This is a genomic window from Mariniflexile sp. (assembly GCF_052728615.1).
The window spans coordinates 1-23,265 of record NZ_JBFVFE010000041.1 but is presented as its reverse complement, the minus strand read 5'-3'; the positions used below and the strand labels follow the sequence as shown (position 1 = coordinate 23,265).

At 37.3% G+C, this 23,265-nt stretch carries 13 protein-coding genes; all 13 read right to left on the bottom strand.

Annotation, left to right across the window (positions count from 1 at the left end; translation table 11 throughout):
* Positions 1 to 80 precede the first annotated feature (80 nt).
* A complete protein-coding gene (locus ACU1LP_RS14190) occupies positions 81 to 2,267 on the bottom strand; it encodes a glycoside hydrolase family 3 N-terminal domain-containing protein (protein ID WP_445736599.1) in 2,187 nt (728 codons plus the stop codon).
* 62 nt (positions 2,268 to 2,329) lie between these two features.
* Positions 2,330 to 3,580 carry an alginate lyase family protein gene (locus tag ACU1LP_RS14185; protein WP_445736598.1) on the bottom strand — a complete coding sequence of 417 codons (1,251 nt, stop codon included), beginning with the start codon at positions 3,578 to 3,580 and terminating at the stop codon, positions 2,330 to 2,332.
* Between the two features lie 11 nt (positions 3,581 to 3,591).
* The gene (locus tag ACU1LP_RS14180) at positions 3,592 to 3,741 is read right to left on the bottom strand and encodes a hypothetical protein (protein ID WP_445732929.1); all 150 of its coding nucleotides are present in this window, start codon (positions 3,739 to 3,741) and stop codon (positions 3,592 to 3,594) included.
* A 240-nt stretch (positions 3,742 to 3,981) separates the two neighbouring features.
* On the bottom strand, positions 3,982 to 5,112 hold the full coding sequence (locus ACU1LP_RS14175) for a T9SS type A sorting domain-containing protein (protein WP_445732926.1): 1,131 nt from the start codon (positions 5,110 to 5,112) through the stop codon (positions 3,982 to 3,984).
* A gap of 186 nt (positions 5,113 to 5,298) precedes the next feature.
* Entirely contained in the window at positions 5,299 to 6,438 is a 1,140-nt protein-coding gene (locus ACU1LP_RS14170; RefSeq protein ID WP_445736597.1) for a glycoside hydrolase family 88/105 protein, read from the bottom strand.
* A 10-nt stretch (positions 6,439 to 6,448) separates the two neighbouring features.
* Positions 6,449 to 7,831, bottom strand: a complete 1,383-nt coding sequence (locus ACU1LP_RS14165) for a BNR repeat-containing protein (protein WP_445736596.1) — start codon at positions 7,829 to 7,831, stop codon at positions 6,449 to 6,451.
* A gap of 2 nt (positions 7,832 to 7,833) precedes the next feature.
* Entirely contained in the window at positions 7,834 to 8,955 is a 1,122-nt protein-coding gene (locus ACU1LP_RS14160; RefSeq protein ID WP_445736595.1) for a glycoside hydrolase family 88/105 protein, read from the bottom strand.
* 32 nt (positions 8,956 to 8,987) lie between these two features.
* Entirely contained in the window at positions 8,988 to 11,252 is a 2,265-nt protein-coding gene (locus ACU1LP_RS14155) for a glycoside hydrolase family 3 N-terminal domain-containing protein (RefSeq protein ID WP_445736594.1), read from the bottom strand.
* Between the two features lie 47 nt (positions 11,253 to 11,299).
* On the bottom strand, positions 11,300 to 12,646 hold the full coding sequence (locus ACU1LP_RS14150) for a family 43 glycosylhydrolase (protein WP_445736593.1): 1,347 nt from the start codon (positions 12,644 to 12,646) through the stop codon (positions 11,300 to 11,302).
* 193 nt (positions 12,647 to 12,839) lie between these two features.
* On the bottom strand, positions 12,840 to 16,214 hold the full coding sequence (locus ACU1LP_RS14145) for a glycosyl hydrolase (protein ID WP_445736592.1): 3,375 nt from the start codon (positions 16,212 to 16,214) through the stop codon (positions 12,840 to 12,842).
* A 46-nt stretch (positions 16,215 to 16,260) separates the two neighbouring features.
* On the bottom strand, positions 16,261 to 17,628 hold the full coding sequence (locus tag ACU1LP_RS14140) for a sialate O-acetylesterase (protein WP_445736591.1): 1,368 nt from the start codon (positions 17,626 to 17,628) through the stop codon (positions 16,261 to 16,263).
* A 76-nt stretch (positions 17,629 to 17,704) separates the two neighbouring features.
* Entirely contained in the window at positions 17,705 to 19,561 is a 1,857-nt protein-coding gene (locus ACU1LP_RS14135) for a DUF5060 domain-containing protein (protein ID WP_445734289.1), read from the bottom strand.
* 16 nt (positions 19,562 to 19,577) lie between these two features.
* Complete coding sequence (locus ACU1LP_RS14130) at positions 19,578 to 23,099, bottom strand: sulfatase-like hydrolase/transferase (RefSeq protein ID WP_445734288.1); 3,522 nt, start codon at positions 23,097 to 23,099, stop codon at positions 19,578 to 19,580.
* Positions 23,100 to 23,265: the final 166 nt, after the last annotated feature.

Below are 23,265 nucleotides of genomic sequence, written 5' to 3'. Positions count from 1 at the left end.
ACCAATTGCATCATTCGCCGGCACAATAGACACCAGTTGGGAAAATAGGCTTGTAACTTTTTAATGTATGTTGAAATAGTTTATTGAACCACAACTTTAATTTCGGAACTGCTTGCTCCCAAATCCTTACTCCTTTTTCCTGGTGATGCATTACCGATGGTGATAACCGCTTCACCTTGATGTCTTTTAGATTTCCCAAGCGTATCGATATAATCAAACGCGTCTGGATTTAGTTTAAAACTTACTTTTAAAGATGCTTTTGGCGCCAACGTAACTCTTTTAAAATCTTTTAACGAAGCAAGCGGCACATTTTGCTTAACACCTTTTAATGAAACATATAATTGAAGGACATCTTCCATAGGGTCATTGCCCGTATTGGTGACTGTAACTTCTACCATTTGGGATTCCTTCTTTTTAATTTTTCCTTTATCAATATTTAGGTTGCTGAGTTGCAAATTAGAATAGGTAAGTCCGTAACCAAAAGGGTACATAGGCTCTTGGGTCATATATTTATACGTTCTGCCTTTCATGGCATAATCTTCATAAGCAGGTAATTGCGTTATGCTTTTAGGAAATGTTAAAGGCAATTTTCCCGATGGGGACACATCGCCAAAAATAACATCGGCAATGGCATTTCCACCTTGCTCGCCAGGATACCAAGCATAAATAACAGCATCTGCCAGTTCGCTAACTTCGGTTAAATCCAAAGGGCAGCCCGCAAATACAACCACAATAAGCGGTTTTTTATGATCGCCACGCATTTTTCGTAAATACTCTATTTGATTTTTAGGAAGCTCCATCGTAATATTATCCCCTTTATGGGAAGACCCTATGGCTTCATTTTCTTCACCTTCCATAACAACGGTAAGCCCCAAAGCAATAATGGTGGCATCAGCGGTGGCAGCTAAACGGCTGTAATTATCGCCATTATTTTGATTTGGTTGATTAAGCATCGCGCCAGCTCTATACTCTACTCTGGTAATAGGCGATACTTTGCCCACTACACCTTCCAACAACGTAACAAGATTATCGCTTAACCCATGGTAATTGCCAATGAGGGTCCTAATATCTCCTGCCAATGGCCCGCTAATATACAAATGCTTTATAGCTTTAGACAAGGGCAAAACATGGTCGTTTTTTAAAAGAACAACCGATTTTTGAGCCACTTTTTTGGCCAGTGCTATGTTTTTATCAGAATGAATAACCTCTAAAGGAATTTTGGAATAGGGGTTTAATTTTGGATCGTCAAACATCCCTAATTTGAAGCGTGTTTTTAATAATGGTTTTAAGGCTTTATCAATATCGGCTTCCGTAACAAGGCCTTGCTCTACAGCTTTAGGTAATGCTTTGTAGGTTTCCCCACAGTTTAAATTGGTACCACTCAATAGCGCCAAAGCAGCAGATTCTTCAGGGGTTTTGGTGATGCCATGGCCGCTATGGAAATCGCGTATGGCACCACAATCGCTTACAACGTGCCCTTTAAACCCCCAATCCTTTCTTAAAATATTTTGCAATAAGGTGGGGCTGCCGCAGCAGGCTTCGTCATTCGTTCTGTTGTAAGCGCACATGACGGCCTCAACACCAGCATCCACAGAGGTTTTGAACGCAGGCAAATAGGTTTCATATAAATCTTGTTGACTAACAATGGCATTGAAATGATGTCTATCAGCCTCTGGACCACTATGTACTGCAAAATGTTTTGCGCAAGCAGCGGTTTTTAGGTAGGTTGGATCATCGCCCTGCATCCCATGGATGAAAGAAGCCCCAATTTGCCCCGTGAGATAAGGATCTTCGCCATAGGTTTCTTGACCACGCCCCCAACGCGGATCTCTAAAAATATTAACATTCGGACTCCAAAAAGTAAGTCCCATATATTGAATAGAATTACTATGTGTACTTACCAGATAGTTGTTTACGGCACGTGCTTCATCCGAAATGCTGCTACCAACTTGATGGATTAAATCGCGATCAAAAGTAGCAGCGAGCCCGATAGCTTGTGGAAAAATAGTCGCTTTAGGCCCTCGCGCAACGCCGTGCAATGCTTCGTTCCACCAATTATATGATTTAATATCAAGTCTTGATATTTCATCGCTGGCATTTAATAGCTGCGATACTTTTTCGTCCAAACTCATACAATTGGTTAGCAAAGCCACTCTTTCGTCCAAACTCAACTTAGTATTGAGCCATGCTTTTTCATTACAAATGTTTTGGGCATAAGCACTTATGGACACTATAAAAAAAGCAAAGAGTTTAAAATTTAGGTTCATAGTCAGATATTTAAGAAACAACTAGTACACACCAGTCAATCCATATTATTTTATGTACACTTTTAATCACAATTATAAAACAGGCTACTACCTTCTTTTTTTCCTATTTCACAATAGTTTTCATTATTAAAGATGCTTCCAGCTTTAGCGAAAAGTTCCTTTAAACTGTGAAGAGACTTTTCCAGACTTGCTATTTGTTCGTATTCCCATTCTTTTTCTCCCGCTGCATAAGGCTTTAAAAACTCAAAAGCTTTTTGGATACTAGCGCCGTTTTCTGCTTGGTAGTTCCACAAATCGACATTTACTTTGGTTCCTAAGTAAGCCAACTGCACAAAACCCCCTAAATTCATGGTGCTGTACGACAATGACTTTGTTCTGGCCAGCTCATGTGGCTGTTTCCCGTCTGGTTCTATTTGAGTTTGTATCCTGATTGTTTTTACAGATTCCAATAGTGCTTTTGCTTCATCTCTTCTGTTTAAAAACAACAGCAAACTGGTTACTTGAACATCATAATGTGTGGCATGATTATTTTTTGTGTTCTTCTCGAAAACGCCATTCTCACTAGTTTGCAACCAATCCAAATAACGCTCCATCCAATTCCTTAATGCTTTTGATGTGGACTCATTTATGGTATTATTTAATTCTAAGATTTCAATAGCGTTGATCACATTAGAAATGCCTCCAAACTCAATAATACCGATACCACGCCCTGTATTTGTTCCTGGAATGCCCTGAGCAAAATTAAGATTGGGATTCATTTTAGTTTCTGGATTCAGGAACCATACTTCAAGAAGTTCTATTAATTTTTTTGCATATTTTTCATCATCAGTAAAAAAATAAGCATAAGACAGTTTATTTACATTATCGAACATCTTGTCTTTTCGAGGTTCATCTACATTGTCGCCTCTTGTTAATGGGTTTACTTCACCATCTCTTCTAATCCACGGCAAACCATCAGCCTTATCAGGGTCTGGCCACCAATATGGGCCTAGACTTAAGTAATCGTGCTTATCGCCACTAACAGGTGTTTGGGTTTTGTTTACTACGGAAAAAGGACCTTTTTTTAATGCCTTATCAGCGGAATTTAACAAGTTTTTATATGAAGAAGCATACTTAGAAGATTTAAGATTTTTTTTAACCTCCATTAGCTGGTCATAATCTAGAAGGGATAATGTTTTTTGAGTATTTACTTTTTTAGTATCATGATTATTATCTATTTTTTTAGCTTGCATTAAGCCTGTATTAGCTTTACCATGCATTGCTATAAAAAAAACTAAAATAATACTCCCTGTTTTACAAACATCTGTAATCATAAGTTTCTCATTTATTTTATAATTAATTTATACGAGTTGTTTTCAATAACAGCTACATACACCCCTTTTTTACAAGTGCTTGCGTCTATGACCATTCCTTTTCCCTCTTTAACTTTAGCTCCAAGAATTGAAAAAACTTTCCATTCTTTTTCCTGAGAAATATTAAAAACACCTATTATAAAGTGCTACCGGTTTTGAGGGATCACTATACCAAAAATACAAGCCTCCAACGCCCATGTTATCATGTTTTTCAAGTGTTATTTGCGCGTTTGAACAAAATGGTACATTGAACAAGGTAAAAAAGCAAAGAAGTAAAAAAAATGATTTTTCATTACTTTGGGGAGCAAATTTTTTTTTCATAGTTATTTTATTAAGAACTTATTTACAATCTTTCAATGACTTTAATACTTAATGATTTTTTGGGTTTGATTGATTTGATCCCCCATTAATTTTAATATGTAAATGCCATTTTCCAGTTCACTAAGATTTAATTGTATCACATCATTATTCATATCAATTTGATAGGTGTGTATATGTTTTCCTGTTATATCAAACACTTTAACCTTAGTAAGAATATTGTTTGCGTTTGTAAAATAAAGTATATCGTCTTTTGGGTTGAAATAAGTGTTAATTTCATGTTTAATGGCCTTTTGAGATGAAAGCGCTTCTTGATATGTTGAAGCAACCCTCATCTCATTATAGTCTGTAAGTGTTTCTAAATAACACGCATTTTCATTATAGGCGCCCCATTTGGCATAAACCTGCACCCCATCATTTGTTCTATGATAGGCTCTTGTGTTATTTTGGTCAAGCACTACTTGATAATCTTGAAAACTAGTATTTGTTAAAGTTTGCTGAACTCCATTAAACCAAAATTCAATATAGCCATTATGCCTATTGTTTGTTGAATCATAAGTGTCATCAACTTTTATTTTAATAACAAAACTTACCCAAGTGTTTTCAGCAACAGCACTTTCCCATATAGTGGTTTTCCTTTTTGTAATGGAACCCGGTCTATTCCAATTGGGTTCTGCCGGTCCAAAAGCATTTAAGGTCAATGCAGTACCATCATACTCCATGTTAAAAGGATAATTTTGCTTATTTGTATCTATACTTGACCCCTGATCTGTTTTCCATTGAAAAACAGTAATGTCTCCAGTAGGGCTTGGAGTAGAATTAATACGCCATCTCCAGGCAAGATAATAAGTTTCACCTTGTTGAGGTATAAGCCCATTTGTTCGGGCAAATTCAGCTCTTTTTCTGGATGTTGGTTTGGTAATACGCCAAAATTTACCATAGTCTGGGTCTGTTGGTGTTGTAACCACTGGAGGGCTACCAGGATCATCAACACATTGACTTCCTGTGGGATTAGTATTCCCAGTTGTATCAAACCTATAAAACACTGAGCTTACAGGTTGGTTTGGGTCGCCATACCATAGTACTTGTGCCTGTAAAGTATAACCCGAAAGCACTAATAACAAAGAAATTATGGCTTTTCTAAATGAATTCTGTTTAAAAATTGTTGTTTGCATATATAGATAATATTTGTTTTTTTAATGGCTATATGGAATCGCTTTATTTCATTGGTGTTTGCTTGCGCAAACTTGTTGTTAATGGCGATTTCATAATGAACTCATCTGAACAAATTTTATTTCGTTTTCGGTTAAAAACAAAAAGTCAAGATGAGTTCAATAAATAAAAGTTTATGGTATAATAAATTACTTTATTTTAAAAATTTCACTGCCCGCCAATAAAAAGGCGCCTGTTCCAAAATTTTGCCAACTATCTTTGGAAGCTGGTTTGGGGTCAAAACCAATGTCTTGAACCCAACCCACTTTTCCAGAATCTTGCTGTGCATTTAGCAAGCCTTTCCATGCTTTGGTTACCGCGGGCATATATTCGTCTTTATTTAAAAGTCCGTTATTGATGCCCCATGCCAATGCGAACGTAAAAAAGCCACTCCCACTTACTTCTCCATGGTTATAGGATTCTGGTGCTAACAGACTAGCACCCCACAAACCATCTTTTGGTTGAATCTCTTTAACCTTAGCCACCATGTCTTTGTATAAATTCACATAAAAATCTCTGTGGATATAATCTTTCGGCATATCGGAAAGCATTAAAGCCAATCCGCCCAATACCCAACCATTGCCACGTGACCAGAATATTTTTTTGCCGTTTTTCTCTTTCAAATCGGTGTTTTTACCTGTCCATAAAAACCTAATATCCCTAGCAAATAGATGCTCCTCTTTATCATATAACAAATTATAGGTTTCCATATAATATGTGTGCATCCCATCCAGGTATTTTGAATCCTTTGTTTGTTTTGCATATAAAACCAATACGGGAGGTGCCATAAACAGGGCGTCGCACCACCACCATAATATTTTATGGAATTCTTTATCGCCTTTACCTATTTTCCAGTCGTTAGGTTCAAATAAATGCTTTTCAATGAAGGTTTTGGTAGGCTCCAAATCAACCAGATTTTTTCTGGACTGATTCATGTGCACATATAGATACGGATAGGAAATAGCCAAGTCGTCCGCATGATAATAGCGCTCCGGTGTTTTCCAACTATATTTGTAACCCATGTTTTTTAATGCCGCTAGAAATATCATATTATCCGTGGCTTGGTGTGCTCTGGCTGCACCCGTATAATAGGCTGCATTGGTCCAATCTGTGGGCTCCAGTCCAAAAATGGGATGTGCTTCCTGCCATTCCATGGCTTTTACCATGGCATTTTCAATCGTCGTTTTATTAAATTCTTGTTGGGCTACTATTGTTTGTGACCCTAGAATGGTTAAACATCCTATGACTAATAATAGAACTTTATCGAGTTTGTTTTTTAAGTTATTCATTTTTATTCTGCTATTTAATATTTATCAGGTACAAAGCACTTAACGGCCCTTCTGGAATAACCTCCGGGGCATGGCTGCCATGGCTTTTACCCATACTTTCCCATTTAATAACATAGGTGCTTTCGGCATCTTTATCACTGTTTTTGCCTTTTTGAATATTCACGTGAAGTGCCGCGTTTTTAGTCAGCCTATCTTTTAAATTGCTTGGGTATTTTTCTTTCACCTCAACAACTTTATCTACTTTATGGAGTGTTTCCATATCAACAAGATAGATGCCGTTTTCACCTGTTTCATTACTCCATTTAATAATTACGGAATTGGCGTCGTAGGGTTCTATATCAAAACTGGCACCTTGGGTCATTTTATCTCCACCTCCAATAAATTCCCATCTAAAATTCCAATCGCTTATTTTATTTGAAATCCATGTACCATTTTGAGGGGTCGCTACATACAACTGTGTTAAACCATCCTCATCATACTTTATATAACCAATGATGGGTTTGCTATTTTCCGTAAGAAACAATTCATATTTACCATTATGCATACCGCCGTTTGTTGGTGCATTATCTACAATCAGTTTTTCATTATCTGGTTTTAGTGGTAATTCTATGGGTTCACCAAACGCATTTTTCCAGTGTATTAAATCTGGACTGACGGCATAGCATAATTGATGGGTAGTTTCCACCAATGGTGTCCATCTCCAAACCCACGTAAAATAAAAATTTCCATCAGGTCCTTTGGTAAACGAAAAATAAGATGAGCGTGTTTCGTTATCACTAATGCCTTCATATAAATTAGTCTTTAAGTAACGTTCCCATGCTTTAGTTTTTGTATTGTATTTGTTAACCCAATTATTACCGCTTCCTGAACCACCTGTACGATACGTGTATAACAAATGGCCATCCTTATCATTAAAAAATTTCGGGTAGGTAACACCGTCTTCATTACAACCTACCATGTCATTTAATTCTTTAATACTTGTTATATCAAAAGGCTTTTCACTTCTAAAATAAACCAGAGGATTGTTATGCATATTTCCGCTTATGTGAATGTAACCTTCTTCATCAAAACCCATCACAACATAATTATGTGAATCCCAGTGCAGTTTATTTGAAAGCGTCTTTTTTTGCCATTGATTGCTAGAAATATCCCTACTGGCAACCGTCATCATTCTATTTTTATCATAATAAGCCACATATTGTTTATTCCCCATGGTATGAAGATCGAACGAGACCATATTTGCTGCCCAAACAGAATCGATAAAAATAGTTTCAACAATTTTAGGAACGCTTGTGTTAACCAAATTGGTTTTAGTTTCCGAGGTTTTGACTCCTTTACATTGAAACATCATGAGTGCTAAGACGAAATAAACTACTGGCTTTAATGGATGCATGATTACTTCATTTTTAAAATTTCACTTCCTGCCAACAAATACGCTCCGGTACCATAGTTTTGCCAACTATCAAAATTCGCAGGTTCTGGACTTGCGCCTATGTTCTGTACCCATCCAATCATGCCGTTTTCGTGCTGGCACCCTTTTAGTGCTTCCCAAGCTTTCTTAACAACGGGCGTATATTCTGTTTTGTCCAAAATACCAGTATTAATACCATAAGCTAAAGCGAACGTGTAAAAACCACTACCACTAACCTCGCCATGATTATAGGATTCGGGAGACAATAAACTGGTTCTCCATAAACCATCTTCATGTTGAATGTCTTTTATTTTTACTGCCATTTCTTTAAAAAGATTTAGATAAAAAGGACGATTTTCATAGTCTTGTGGCATCGCATCCAAAATAAGTGCCAACCCACCTAAAACCCATCCATTGCCACGGGACCAAAATATCTTTTTGCCATTTTCTTCCTTTAAATCAGTAGAATCTCCTTTCCATACAAACCTAAGGTCTCTGGCAAACAAATGTTCTTCCTTATCGTAAAGTAAATCGTAGGTTTGTTTGTAATACTTGTTCATTTCATCTAAATAGGTTTTGTCTTTCTTTAAATCCGCATAAACAGCTAATACAGGAGGTGCCATAAATAAGGCATCGCACCACCACCAAAGTGTTTGTTCATCACCTTTTTCAACACCTTCCCGCCATGGATAGGGTTTAAATAAATGATCTTGGATAAAACTATCCGTAGGTTTTAAATCGACCAAATTATCGCGTGTGCTGTTTATGTACAAATACGAATATGCTATGGCAATATCATCGGCGTGATAAAACCTACTACCTGTTTTCCATTGGTTGCGATAGCCCATGGTTTTTAAGGCTGCCAAAAAAATGGGGTTTTTGGTTGCTTGGTAAGCTCTTGTAACGCCCGTATAGTAGGCGCCATTGGTCCAATCCGTTGGGGCTAATGCGTAAATAGGATGTGCTTCTTGCCATTCCATAGCACGAACCATAGAAGCCTCTGTGCTTTCAGGCGTTTTTTCTGTTTCTTTTTTTTCTTCATTTGCACAAGATTGCATCCATAAAAATAGAAGAATTAACATGCTTAAAATCGATAGTTTTTTCATATTTCCTTTATGTTGATTATAATATTAAACTATTATTTATTCAATCTGAATTTTCCTGAAATGCCTTCTTGGGATGATGTTCCAATCATGACTGAATAATCGCCAGCCTCAAGAATTTTTTGCATTTTCAAGCCTGTGAATTCCAGCATTTTTGGGATTATTTTAAAAGTAACTGTTTTTGTTTCTCCAGGATTTAATTCAATTTTATCAAAGCCTTTTAGTTCTTTGTCTGGTCGCGTCACCGAACCAATCTCATCTTTAAGATACATTTGCACCACTTCTTTGGCTTTCATACTACCAGTATTGGTAACATCAATACTAACCGTTATTTCTGTATTTGGTGTTATCTCAGCATTGGATATTTTTAAGTTGGAATATTTAAAAGATGCATAGCTCAACCCAAAACCAAATGGATATAAAGGCCCATTTCCCATAAACAAATAGCCTTTTTTATTGTTAATTTCCTTCATGCTATAATGAAAAGGGAGTTGCCCAATAGATCTGGGAACCGTAACTGGCGATTTTCCCGAAGGAGACACGTCGCCAAAAATAATTTTAGCCATGGAATTATCGCCAAACTCACTTAAATCCCAACCATCCAATATAGCGTCGGCTTTTTCCGAAATTGTGTTTATTGATAAGGTTCTTCTGTGCTTTAAAACCACGATGGTTGGTTTTCCTAAAGCTTTAACTTTTTGGATCAGTTCATCCTGCATACCAACAGGATCTATGGTAGCTCTGTCACCCAATGCGCCACTAAAAAAGGCTTCTTTTGCAGTAAACTCATCGCCTCCTAAAAATAAAACCACCATATCTGACGCTTTAGCGATGGTTAAAAGTTTCTCCAAAGCAGCACCATCATAGGGCAAAAGTTTTGGAATGCTAGTATTTTCATCAGTAAGTTTAAACCCCTTTTCTGCAACAAACGTATTGGTGTTTCCATCAATAGCTTCAAAAGCTTCTTTGGTATTATCTTTCACTAAAGGTCCTAACAACGCTATTTTTTTATGCGTTGCTTTTGAAAGTGGTAATAGTTGATTCTCATTTTTCAATAAAATGATGGATTCCAAATCGGATTCTTTCGCCAGTGCTAAAGACGATTCTTTTCTAACCTCTTTTTCAACAGTTTTTAAATCGATGTATGGATTATCAAAAAGACCTAAAATAAACTTGGTACGCAATACACGTCTAGCCGCTTTATCAATTAATTTTTCTATTTCCGGATTTTTCTTAACCATCTCTGGCAAATACGAATAGGCATCTTCTGCATATAGATCGATATCAACACCAGCTGTCAACCCCATTAATGCAGCGGCTTCGGGAGATTCTGCCACCTTCATAAAATAAAACAAACGTCCAATATCATTGGCATCAGACACTATATACCCTTCAAACCCCCACTGATCGCGTAATACGCCATTAAGCAATTCTGGGTTTCCATGACTGGCAATACCATTTAAATCGCCATGCGACGCCATAATGCCCAAGCTTCTAGCATCTTTAACGGCCGCTTCAAAAGGTGGGTAAATCTCATCAATTAAAGTGCGTTCAGAAATTTCTATGGCTGCAAAATTTGTGCCTCCCAATACTTGTCCGTATCCTGCAAAATGTTTTGCTACGGCGCCAATATGCGTTCCCTTTCCTAAACCTTCATAATTTCCTTGAACGCCTTTTATGGCATTGGTGACCATTTGGGTTGTTAAGTAGGTATCTTCCCCAAAGGCTTCGCTCATTCTACCAAAACGTGGATCACGGACTAAATCGGCTTCTGGTGAATGGCACATGTGCATGCCTCTAAGCCTTGCTTCTCTGCCTATAACATCCCAAACACGGTTTACTAAACTTGGGTTGAAAGATGCAGCAGAAGTGATGGGTCTTCCAAATATTGTGGATCCTTCGGCATCCACACCATTATAGGATTCGGTTACAAACAACGCCGGAATGCCCCATCGGTTATGCTCTATAATATACTTTTGAAGTTCGTTATTTAATTTCGCTGCGGCAAGTGGACTTAGGTGTTCGCCTGGGTTTTTGATGCCTGCAATGCCAAGTTTTAACTTTTCAGCAACCTTATCTGAAAGTTTCAAGTTGCCTTCCTCATCAGATTCCACACCAATAAGCGCATGGAAAATACGCATTTGAGCTACTTTTTCTTCAATAGATAATAAAGGCAAAAGCGCATCTACACGTTCATCTATAGATAAAGACGCATCTTTATAATCTTTTTGGGATGGTTTAGAACAGGACGTGTTTAATAATCCAATGGCAGTAAATAATATTAGGAAGTTTTTTTTCATTTTTGATAATATAAGTTTGTTTTTATCTACTATTCTATTTTGAATGCCTATTTAAACCTCAATCTGTTTATTTTTAAATTAGCCTTTGCTGAAAGCTTAAACACCAAGCAAATGGTTTGTCCGTTTTGCAATCCGTTTGTTTTAAAACTTTCTTTTTGAAACGCTTTTGTTCTATTGGCAGTAAATTTGCAAGTCGATAAAAGTTTACCGTTTGAACCACCTTCCCTAACTTCAATTTCTGCATCCTTATCGGACAAAATTTCGAATTCCACAATACTTTTCCCATCTAAGTTTTGAATATTAGGATACACCACATAGCCCATATCTTCAAAAGATTTTATGGAGAACCCTCCTATGGTATTTTCAATTTTTTGTACGCCATGGGCTTTAAAATAATCTTCAGCTTCTATATTGCCTTTATTGGCATCGTACTGTCCAACACCAACTCCATCAACCCGTATAGTAGCCATTTCACCATTTTCTTTATAGTGCACATAACTTATAAACGTATCCCTGAAATACCGGTTTCCTGTCTGACTGATATCGCAATAAGCAAAATACCATTGGTTGTGCCATTCAAAAAAAGACCCATGGCGCCCTTGCAAAAATCCGTTGGGCCATGTTGGTGCATCATAACCTTCGGCAAAACTGGTTTCTTTCATAATGGTATCTGCATAATCATAAGGGCCATATAAATTATCTGACATTCCATAAAAAACGCCCCAAGACAAATAATATTTACCATTATACTTGTGAACAAATGGCTTGTCATCAGTTGGCATCTCTTTGTTTGTACCGTCTGTGTTATAAGGGCCTCTCGGATTATTAATAATGATTTTTTTTGGTGCTTCGGCAAGACTGATCATATCGTCATTCAGTTTGGCAATGTAATAGTCCCAAACACCAAAAATGATATAATGTTCTCCGTTTTCCTCAAAAATAGCCATGTCGTATTCATGGGTTGGGGTTAAATCTGAAGTTAACAGCGGTTTTCCTAAAGGGTCTTTCCATGGTCCAATTGGGGTGTCTCCAACAACCACTCCCGTCTGCTCATTACCCTCTGAAAAGTACCAATAATACTTCCCGTTTTTATAGCCAACATCCGTAGCCCAAGAGCTTTCAAAAGGTTTTCCTATATAGGTATTTTCAGGTTTTAATGTGCTACGTTCTGTCCAATTCACTAAATCCGGCGATGACCAAACCCACCAATCTTCCATCTTAAAATTATCACTCCCTACAGATTTATCATGCGATGCGTACACATAGGCCGTATCATTAAAAATATGGATATGGGGGTCGTTTAATCCTTTATTGGGTACTATGGGATTTTGAGCCCCTCCAAATGCACTTATTATTATACTAACTAATATTAAACTCCGTCTGATTAGGCACATAGAACGTTATTTATTTAATTGTTTTTCACTATCTAGTTGAAAGTTAAAATCCTGCTCCCGATAGCTATCGGGATTCCTTACAGTTACTTTAGTTTCTATAAAATTTAACCGCAAATTGCACTAATTAACGCAAATCTATAATGGAGTTCCAGTCCATTGTGGTTTATTCTTTCGTTTTTGCTACACCGCCTTTTTAGTTTTTACTCAAATTAATTTCAACAGACTTAAAAAATATTATTTTAACTGGCCCTACCATTCCAGAAGGTACAAGTTTATCTGTTTTTTCATAAAATGGATACGCCGAAAAAGTGGTTCGCTTTCCTTTTGGCATCGGTTCATTGTTCGTGTACCAGTCTGGCATTTTAGACTCCCTTATGCTGTACCCATCGGTTCTTTCGTAATATTCATCGCCTATTAAACGGTTCGTCCACGTATTACTGACTTCTATTTTAAGTTCGTTTTTACCTTTTTTAATATAATTTGTGATATCCACTTGATATGGCGCAATCCATAAGGTAGCGACTTCCTGCCCATTTAAAATGACTTTTGCCGCAATGTTCACCTTACCTAAATCTAAAGTGATTTTTTGGTCAGACTTGATATCTTTTTCAGAAAGATTGAATGCCGTGCTATAAGCCACGGTTCCAGAATAATGCTGGATATCGAATATGGAAGATGTTGTCCAATCAAAAAGCGAATCGGTATGCATCGTATTTTTATATCCATAAACGGCATCAAAACTTAATTGCCAATTTTTATCTAAAACTTTTGGCTCTGGAATATTGCTGACTTTAATTTCCTTTTTGTTTCCATCTTTTAAAACAACTTCGTAATCACCATTTTGCTCAGTTAGCATTTCAATATTTTCATTGTTATTGAAAGTGAATGTTGGGTTTGAATCTGTTGAAGTGCTTAAAGAAACTACTTGATTTTTATCTTGTGAAGCATCCTTAAATACTACAAAAACAGATGCTTGTCCATTTAAAGGCACATCCATTTCCGTGCCTTTCCCATTTTCTTTAAAATAGGCTATTTTGCTTACCTTACCTGTCATAGGGTTCCATAGTTCCGGTAGCTTCCCTTTTAATGAAAACTTTAAGTTGATATTTTGGGTTAAACTATCTTGATTCGAGATAAAATAAATATCTTCATTTATAGTCTTACGGTGGATGTATGGTATTTGCTTCTTATTACTTGTTGCAATTAAATCATAATCTAAATGATGAGCTTCAAAAAGCGTGTTCCAATTGAAAGTAGTGTGCGTATTTTTATCGTTCCAAATAGATTCCACTAACTTATTAAAACGTTCTAAATCTGCTTTCGACTTTACATAACCTGCCATTTCCTTAGGTTTTTCGCCTAAAACAATAATTCCTTTTTGGGAAAGCTCATGAATTTTTTCCAAGGTTTTTAAAGTTATTTTATTGCAATTGTGCAATGCCAAAACCTTGTAGCTGGTCCCTTCTGGCAATACTAATTTTCCGTTTTCAACTTCAATTCTATGTAACAACGCATCGGTATTAATGTTGTCGTAATTTATTTCCATAGGAATGGCTGTAGAAAAACTATTTCTTGCCGTAATGGAGTTTGGAGCGCCTTCGCCAACATACACCAAAACATCGGACACCGGATTTCCTTGTCGTAATAAATGGGATCCCCTCGCAATGTATTTAAACCAAGCAGCCCCTGCATTGTTCCACCAAGTTTGCGTTCTATCAATATGTGAACCCCACTGGCTCATGGTCATCCCTGGTACCACATGCGTATTGGCTTGATGTGCAAAACGATGGAACATAAACTCATTAATCCCTAAAATCCAAGCCATATCGCCGGTTGTTTTTGACATCCCAGGATGGCCTTTCCAATTGATTTCCGATTGTGCCGAAAAAGATTCCGCAGAAATTATTTTTTTTCCATAAATGCGTGCTCCAGATACTGCTGTTCCTGTTTGATACCGCTGATGCATCCAAAACTCCCCCATCGGGATATCGGTTTGTTTGGCAGCGTCCAATTCATTAAAAGGTGCATTGAAAGAATAGGGTTCTATATAACTAATAAGTCCATCATCATGGGTCAGTTTTGTAAATTCACCAAAATAATTTTCAGTAATCAAATGGCTATTTAATTGTCTAACTTCCCATAAAACGTCATCGGTTGCTTTGGCACTTTCCACTATTCTACCTGCATATATGGGCAAAAAAGAAATTAGTGAATGCCCATAGGTTTCATTAAAATACGTTTCATAATCATCCGTCCAATTTTGTCCGCCTACCTCAAAACTATCAATCTCTAAATACTGTAATGCATTGGGAGCAATGGCTTTTGTGTTTTGAACCACCTTACCCACATAAGCATCGTAATGGATTTTTAAAGCAGATTTACTCATTTTATCAACTTCAAGTCCGCGACCAGCATCCGAAGCCGGGGAATTAACCGCCCCTGTAGTCGTGAAACCAAAACGCAAAATGGTCCAATTTCCTTTTGGAAGTTTTACACTCAAATTACCATTACTATCCATGGAACCTGTTACATCTATAATGTCGTTTTTATTGATAATAGAAGATGCATCATCACTTTCTAACGGCTTTAATCGGTCATCCTCAATTTTGAACATGGACGTTTTAGCTAAAAAGTTGGGATAGTTTTGCCTTTTATTTAGGGAGACTTCCATCATCTCGTAATTATCTTCTATGGCAATTCTAAAATACCTCGCTTTTATTTCAGGGAAAGTTTCATCTATAGCAAACTCCCGTTTACCTAAACGTTTTAAATCAAATGTTTTGGCTTCGGAAAAGTTTACACCATCATTGGATGTTAATAAAGTGGATTTTCTACTGCCATTGATGGTTTTTGTCAATGCCATATAAGCAGATTTAATTCCGAAAGGTTTTCCAAAATCAAACTGCACCCAATTTTTTTCTTTTTCAGAAGCGTGTAAAACGGAGGCTTCATCCCATCTTCCATCTGAAACCAACGCTGTGTTAAACGTGTCATCTGAAGACGTAATAACCGGACGCACAGCATGGTCTTCTATTTCTGCTAATAATGACGGATATGCCACGACCGCTATATCTTTGTAAAACCCTTCTCTAGCCGTTGGCTTTTCTAAGGTTATATTGATTTTTTTTCCACCTTCAACAATTTTTTCACTCCAAACTACTTGTTTCATGGAGTTTTCCAGTGTGTTCCAAGGCCCTCCGCTAGAGGTCCAACCATCACAATTATGCACGCCAAAACCCAAACCCAATCGTTCACATTCTTTAGCGGCATGTGTTATCATCTCTTGATGATTATCTGAATTGAAAATAACATCCCCTTGCGGAATAGTATGCGATACATTAAACAATAAAACACCACCAATGCCAACGTCTTTAATAGCTTCCAAATCTTTGGTCAGGCCTTCCTTGGACATATTTCCGCTCATGGCATGCATCCAAGTTCGTGGTTTGGCACGCTCTGGTGGATTTTTAAATGCAGCCTCCAAATTGATTTCAGCTTGTTGCCCGACACAAAAAATGGATGCTAAAAATAGTATAGCAAAGAAAAATATTTGAAATCTGTTTTTCATTTTATTTGAGTGTATCTTTTTAAAATCTCTATCACGAGCAACTCTATTAAAGATCTTCCCAAAAGTCCGTTCTAAAAGGAGAAATGGGTAATCCTGCCGCACTAAAAAAAGAGCCTTCCAAACAATCTACAAATCCGTACCGTACTGCTTTCGGATTTTCAACATTCGGACTAAAAACTGTTACGGTTTGGTTCTTATTTATAATGACTTTCGCAGGGTGAAATTTTTTATCTGTACCAGCGATCTCAAAATTTCTCAATGTGCGTTTATTATCAAGAGTAAGGTTGTCTTTATTTTTTCCATAAAAACGGAAAGCTATGATGGCCTTATTTTTTTCAACTTTCATGGATTTATATTCTGGACTTCTATAGGGGATTTCTTTAAAACCATACTGCTCTGCTAATGCCCAATTAGCTAATCTGTTTGCAATAATTTTCTTTTCTGGAGGATGGATATCATCGCATTTTCCAACATCTGTTGTAATGACCACACCCGTATTGGGGATTTCCTGTGCTGACAAACTTTGGGCTTCCCTAATTAAATTGGCATACATAACGGGGGTATTTCTAAACTCTGAGTATCCATACGGTGCTATTTGCACAAAATAAAACGGAAGATCGTTTTGCTCCCATTGGGCTCGCCAAGAATTTACCAAAGTGTGCATATAGTCTTTGTAAGGCTTCGGATTGCTACGATTGGACTCGCCTTGATACCACAAAATTCCTTTAATGGCATAATTCTTAAAAGGATGAATCATGGCGTTATATAACAAGGTCGGTCGTTTTTGTTGGTCTTGTTCTTTAGGTAAACTATCGGGAATTTTTATTTCAACATATTTTTCAATACTTTTTTGTGGTAACCAAGATTCAATTTGAGTCCCACCCCAAGAAGCTTCTATAATGCCTATGGGGATTTGTAATTTTTCAAATAATTTTCTTCCAAAAATATACCCTATGGCACTAAAATTTTGCACAGATTGAGGGGTTGCTTCTTCCCAAGTACCAGTAACATCCTCTTCTAAAGATAAACTGGCGCTCCGCTCCGTATTGAACAACCGAATATGATTATTTTGCGAAGTACTAATCAATTCTTCTGCATCATTTATCGGCGATTTTTCAAACCCACGCATGGGTATTTCCATATTGGACTGCCCAGAACAAAACCAGACTTCGCCTATTAAAATATGACTCAGTACTATGGTTGAACTTCCTTGAATGGTTATTTCCTGAGTTTCAAAAGAAGCCTTTTTTGTGGGAATACTAGCTTGCCATTTACCATTTGTGTCCGTTAATGTACTTTCATCAACGCCCCAAGACGTATGGATTTCAATAGTACTCCCAGGCGCATCCGTTCCCCAAATTGAAACATCATCCAGTTGCTGTAAAACCATATTATTTGAGAAGAAAGAAGGCATTTTTGTTTGGGAAAAACAAACTGAAAACCCTAAAAAAACAAATAAAAAGAAAGTACTATGCTTCATCGCCCTATTATTATTTCTGTTGATTTATTAATACCACCCAATCCTTTTCTTTATCTGATGGCGGAAAGCCTATACTTGAAACTTGACTCGCTTTTACTGTTTTTACGGAGCCCTCTTGTAAATCGCCACCATTTCTGGGATCGAACCATTTTACGGTGAAAATTTTATTGGAATCACCCAAGTTTATTGTAATAGTTTCTGATTCCATAGGCATGTAAACCACATAAACTTCGTCTTTTTTAGCAAAACAGAAAGTATCTTTATTGTTGCCGGTTAAAAGCGCATCGGCTGGTTCCATGTCCCAAAAAGGAATTTGTTTAAAAAAGTTTAAAGCATACTTATTTTGGTCCCAAAACAAATCGCGACTTCTAAAATCCTGACAGGTTAAATCGGAATTCGGACTGGCATAACCAAAATACCATTCCACGCCATAACCACCTGCTAGGAGTGTTCCCCATAAGGCATTGGCTCGTGCGGAATTGTGTTCTATATCCTCATCATCGGGGAGCAATGCAATATTGGCTTTACCGGGTTCATCAACCGCCAATGCCCATTTTTTCCCTGTGGCATTGGATTTTTCACGCCATTTTAAAACCCTTGGATGCACATCCTTAAATTCGGGATCACTCAATTGAAGTGATGCTCCCGTTAAACGCGATTGGTCTCCAATCAATTCTGCATAGAGATCATCTTGGTTTGGAAAGGTGTGCATGACCATGTGATGATGATAGGCGTCCAAATTGTAAATGTAGTTTGCTACTTTTTTAACTTCTTGTATGGGTTGATTGTTCTCTTCCCCTAAATTCCAGTTCATGGATAAATGATGCCCAAATCTCGCAATAAGTTCTCGGTAATACAACTTCCCTTCCACGCCAAAAACACCGGCATCCATTAAATGGTCTGTTTCCGTTTCATGGGTTTTAAAATGCAGAAACATGCCTTTTTGTTCTGAATATTCGAAAATGCGCTCCCATTGATCCAATTTAGAGACATCCAGTCTGGTTTTATGAAACATCGTTTCCCAAGCCTGTATATTTTTCTTGTCGCTGGCATACGTTTCATAGTCTTCCATAGGAACTTTTAAAAGATAGGGAAATACATTTCGGTCGTCGCCATCCACATTAAAAGTTAAAAATGAAAACACATTTAAGGATTCGCTTGCTAAATAATTAATGGCTCCCAGCAAGTTTTTTCCTTTATTGCCTTTCCATAAAAATGGTTGCGCACTGGCATCAAAATCGGCTGCATGCGGACTCCAACTTTTTTTAAATCCTAAGGCGTTGGTAGATACATCAAAATCATCATAAGCCAATAAATTCTCAGGCGCATCCACACCAAGTTTTATAAAATAATCATTGGTTTCAGCAAATTTTAAATAGGATTCCCCCACATAATTCAGTCTGCCTTTCGCCCTATTATCAATACCTGTTTTATCGGATGCTGCAATTGAAAAATGTCCCGTTTGTCCGTCCATAAAACCGGCACTGGTTGCTTCTTTTAAATGTTGTTCTACAGCTATGTTAGTACCTTTTTTAAAAGCAGTTGTATATGTCCATTCCCCAATATTATCTGGCGTAAAATGTACTTTCCAAATCTTGCCCGACTCACTACTGGTTTCAGCGGCATTCCCATCGGCAGCGTAAAAACCGGGAATGGTATAGCTTTTTCCATTATTTGTAAAAGTAACGTCCAATCGGTAATTTAAAAACGGATTATCATCTGCAAGTTCACTGGTTTCAGGCCCTTCAAAAACAAGTGTAACGCGATGCCATTTTTTAAGTTCTCCCTCAATTTTTACTTTGGAAGTTTCTTTAAATGAAGTGCATAGGATTAAAACAGCAAATAAATAATACAATATAGGTCTCATAACTTTCAGTTGATTTTTAAAATGAATTGATAACCAATTGAATGGTGTGTTTACCCGGTGTTAACCTAACGGAACCAAAAGCAGCGGCTACTTTTTTACCATTATGCATCAGTTCTTTACCGGGTGCTGGTTTTATGTTGAATTCTGCTACCATATTAGCAGGAATTTCAATGACATAGGTTTGTAATCTATCGTTATTAAACACATAGCTTCCTTTGATAGTTCCCAATACCGTTGGCACTTCAATGGCACTATTTTTTAAAGTTCCCATTTGAGGTTTGATACTTGCAATTCCATAGCCCGGTGTTTTTGGCGTAATTCCCCATAACCCTCTAGGAATCGCATTGGCAGGTACCGCTCCCCAAGCATGGTTCCAGTCTAAATTGTTCTTGTATTTTATGTCCCAAGCCTCTAAAGTAATGGTTGAACCCGCTCGAATCATATTATACCAACTTCTATCACTGGTATCCGTTAAAAGTTTTAAGGCATACTCCGCTTCACCCGCATTATACAGTGCTTCCATTAAGTATTGCGAACCATACACACTGCATGCCATCCCTCTGGACTTCACAAATTCAAGAACCGTGTCTATATGGTTTTCCGGCACCATATTAAAAGCTAAAGGCAACATATTGGCATGTAAGGACGCATGATCTGTTCCAATTCCGTCCACATAAATACCTCTTTTGGCATCGAACATGTTTTCGTTGACTGCCTTTTTTGCTTTTAAGGCTCTTAATTCAAAGTCTGCAGCCTCCTTTGTTTTCCTTAAAACTTGGGCGAATTCTGCCATAATTTTCATGTTTTGGTAGTAAAAGGCATTGATAACGGTATTATAGGGTTGGAACACATGGCCGTCGCGTTCGCCTTTATTATTTAGATCGCCTCCCCAACCGGCTGATGGCCAATCGACAATATCCGTAAGCGGTTTTTCATAGCCTTTTTTAAAGCCAAGTTTCTCCATATACTCTGGAGTTACTTTTGTAGAAGTAATCAAGCCTTCTTCATTAGCCAATCCATAAAGTGTTTTATACTTTAATTTATCATAATATTTTTCAATCAGCTCCGTGTTTCCCGTGTACATATAATCTGCATAAAACATCAAAGCTACATGTTGTTGCCATTCTGTTGGCCATGTTGGGTGTTCCATAAAATATTCGATGGTCCGTCTTGCCATGGCATATTCCCTATCGGTGGTGTAATGACTTAATTGATTTAAATAGGCATCCGCTTCATAAGGAATACGCTCTCTATCACCATCTACATACAAGCCGTTAAACGTGGTTGCTTTTATGGAGTATTTGCACAAATCCCAAACCTGATTCAAAACAGCATCCGAACTTTCAAAACTACTCGCCGTATCATCCCAATAGGTATGGTATGCCAGTTGTTCAAAATTTTCTGCGGAAATGGTTTCTTTTGCGCCATCAACCTCAGCATATCTAAAAGGCATCAATACTGGGAATCCTTTAGGAAGCGCCAATGCTTTTCCTGGCAAGGTGTTCCGCATATCTGGTTTTATAGGAAGTTGATAGGCTGTTTTACCAGGTTTTACATCTACTTTTATTTCTTGATAGCGAATGTGGCTTTTATCAGCAGGCATCCTATTGATATTTTTTCCGTCCAATTGTTCGCCAATCCTAAATGTTAAGGTGTGTGGTTTTTTTGCATTGTATGTAAAATCAATAGTCCCAAATGCCGCTTTTCCAAAGTCCATAAAATAGGTTTCTCCGCGCTTTTCAAAATTCGCAGGTTTTATACGGTCAATTTGAAATTTGTTTTCGGTTGAAATCATATCATCCGATTTACCAATCGTAAATTCTTGCGATTCAGAATAATTCACCAACCTATTATCTACATCCCAATTACGGACTTTCCAATAATAGGTTTTTCCAACTTCCAAAGCATTTCCTGCATACTCAATATTTGTGGATGCTTGGTCACGGACTTGTTTGCTATCCCAAATATCCCCGATATTCAAATCAATATTCTTTTTTGAAGAGGCTACCAAAATTTGATAGGCCGATTGAAATACGGACTCCTTAGCGATGACCCAACCAAATTCTGGTTTTGAATCTAAAATGGAAACTCCATTAGGTTCCCTAATTAATTCAACCGATAAATCTGTTGGCGGGTTTCTGTAAACATCACTGTTTTTCTTTATTAATTCATCGCATTTTGTTCTAAGGTTAGCAGCAATGGTTTTGTATTTAGGATTATTGATGAGGTTATTGATTTCTTTAGGGTCTTTTTTAAGATCGTACAATTCTTCAACCGATTTATCATTAACGTACCTAAAATATTTCCAGTCCTTGGTTCTAACACCTTCACTTGGTGGAATGTGTTCAAAATCCCAAATATGCTCTATTAAAATGGTATCTCTTTGAATGCTTTTGGTTTCTTTATTTACTATGGGCATCAAACTTTTTCCTTGCCATGTTTTTGGTGCTTGAATGCCCGCTAAATCCAAAATGGTTTGTGGCACGTCAATATTTAACGCCATCTCTTTAATATCCTGATGGCCATTTACACGTGGATCAAAAATGATGAGCGGTACACGAATGGAATTATCATACATCAGCCATTTACCGGCTAATTGGCGCTCGCCTAAAAAATACCCATTATCGCCCATTAAAATAATGACCGTGTTTTTATCGAGACCTTTTTTGACCAATTCCGCTCGTATTTTAGCGATTTCGTTATCAATGCCTGAAATCATACGGTAATAGCCTTTTACGCTGTGCTGATATTTCTCAGGCGTATCAAAACGCCACGTCCAACGCAAACGGTTAAAACCATCGCGCACAAATTTTGGCTGCGCTTCAAAGTATTTGTCTTCGCCTAAGTCTGGTCCTGGCATCGTCATGTTTTGCAACAAGTTATCCGTTTCCGGTTGCCAAAAATATTGATCTTCCGCAGGGTCATGTGCATGAGGTGCACTAAAACTAAGCGCTAAACAAAAAGGTTTTTTTGAATCGGCATTTTTAATATAATCCAGTGCTTGTTGCCCTGTATATCTGGTTAAATGAACCGTGTCTTTATCAATGGTTTTATAAAAATACCCTCTTCTGTCTTTATAGGCATTGTTTCGGTCGTACGATTCATAATCATCGAATTGCTTATCCAAATCATCATAAAGCACCCCATATTTACCATAAAAAGCGGTTTTATAACCATTGTTTTTCAAAATGGCTGGGTACGAGTTTGCCATATATTCCTCCCTTATATTACCAGTTTGAAAATTGAAATTATGAGTGCGTTCATAAAGTCCTGTCCAAATACTAGCTCTACTGGCTGCACAAATAGGTGTGGTAACTATGGCGCTTTCAAAATAAGTGCCTTCTTTTGCTAATTTGTCCATTTCTGGCGTAGTAATCAACTTATTCCCCGCATAGCCCAAAGCATCAAAGCGTTGGTCGTCCGTTAAAATGAAGATGATATTTGGTTTTTCCGTTTTAGTTTGCTTTTGTTGCTGAGCAAAAAGATTTAAACTACTTACGGAAAATAAAAGACCTACAATAAATTTGAGTTTCGACATGAGTTACATTTTAATTTAGTGAGTGATGCTCATTGATTTTCTATTTGATATTTGCGCTTTTGTAATAATGAAACAAATATTCAAAATGGTTAAGTACATGACAAAAAATTAGATTGACCTTCTGTAAATGGTACTAATCCCACTGAAATTGAGACCTGTCAGGTTT

What these genes read in the sequence shown, in the direction of transcription:
- ACU1LP_RS14185 (WP_445736598.1), bottom strand. Translation starts at nt 3,580, where the DNA reads ATGATTACAGATGTTTGTAAAACAGGGAGTATTATTTTAGTTTTTTTT.
- ACU1LP_RS14155 (WP_445736594.1), bottom strand. Translation starts at nt 11,252, where the DNA reads ATGAAAAAAAACTTCCTAATATTATTTACTGCCATTGGATTATTAAAC.
- ACU1LP_RS14150 (WP_445736593.1), bottom strand. Translation starts at nt 12,646, where the DNA reads ATGTGCCTAATCAGACGGAGTTTAATATTAGTTAGTATAATAATAAGT.
- ACU1LP_RS14160 (WP_445736595.1), bottom strand. Translation starts at nt 8,955, where the DNA reads ATGAAAAAACTATCGATTTTAAGCATGTTAATTCTTCTATTTTTATGG.
- ACU1LP_RS14175 (WP_445732926.1), bottom strand. Translation starts at nt 5,112, where the DNA reads ATGCAAACAACAATTTTTAAACAGAATTCATTTAGAAAAGCCATAATT.
- ACU1LP_RS14165 (WP_445736596.1), bottom strand. Translation starts at nt 7,831, where the DNA reads ATGCATCCATTAAAGCCAGTAGTTTATTTCGTCTTAGCACTCATGATG.
- ACU1LP_RS14170 (WP_445736597.1), bottom strand. Translation starts at nt 6,438, where the DNA reads ATGAATAACTTAAAAAACAAACTCGATAAAGTTCTATTATTAGTCATA.
- ACU1LP_RS14130 (WP_445734288.1), bottom strand. Translation starts at nt 23,099, where the DNA reads ATGTCGAAACTCAAATTTATTGTAGGTCTTTTATTTTCCGTAAGTAGT.
- ACU1LP_RS14145 (WP_445736592.1), bottom strand. Translation starts at nt 16,214, where the DNA reads ATGAAAAACAGATTTCAAATATTTTTCTTTGCTATACTATTTTTAGCA.
- ACU1LP_RS14190 (WP_445736599.1), bottom strand. Translation starts at nt 2,267, where the DNA reads ATGAACCTAAATTTTAAACTCTTTGCTTTTTTTATAGTGTCCATAAGT.
- ACU1LP_RS14140 (WP_445736591.1), bottom strand. Translation starts at nt 17,628, where the DNA reads ATGCCTTCTTTCTTCTCAAATAATATGGTTTTACAGCAACTGGATGAT.
- ACU1LP_RS14135 (WP_445734289.1), bottom strand. Translation starts at nt 19,561, where the DNA reads ATGAGACCTATATTGTATTATTTATTTGCTGTTTTAATCCTATGCACT.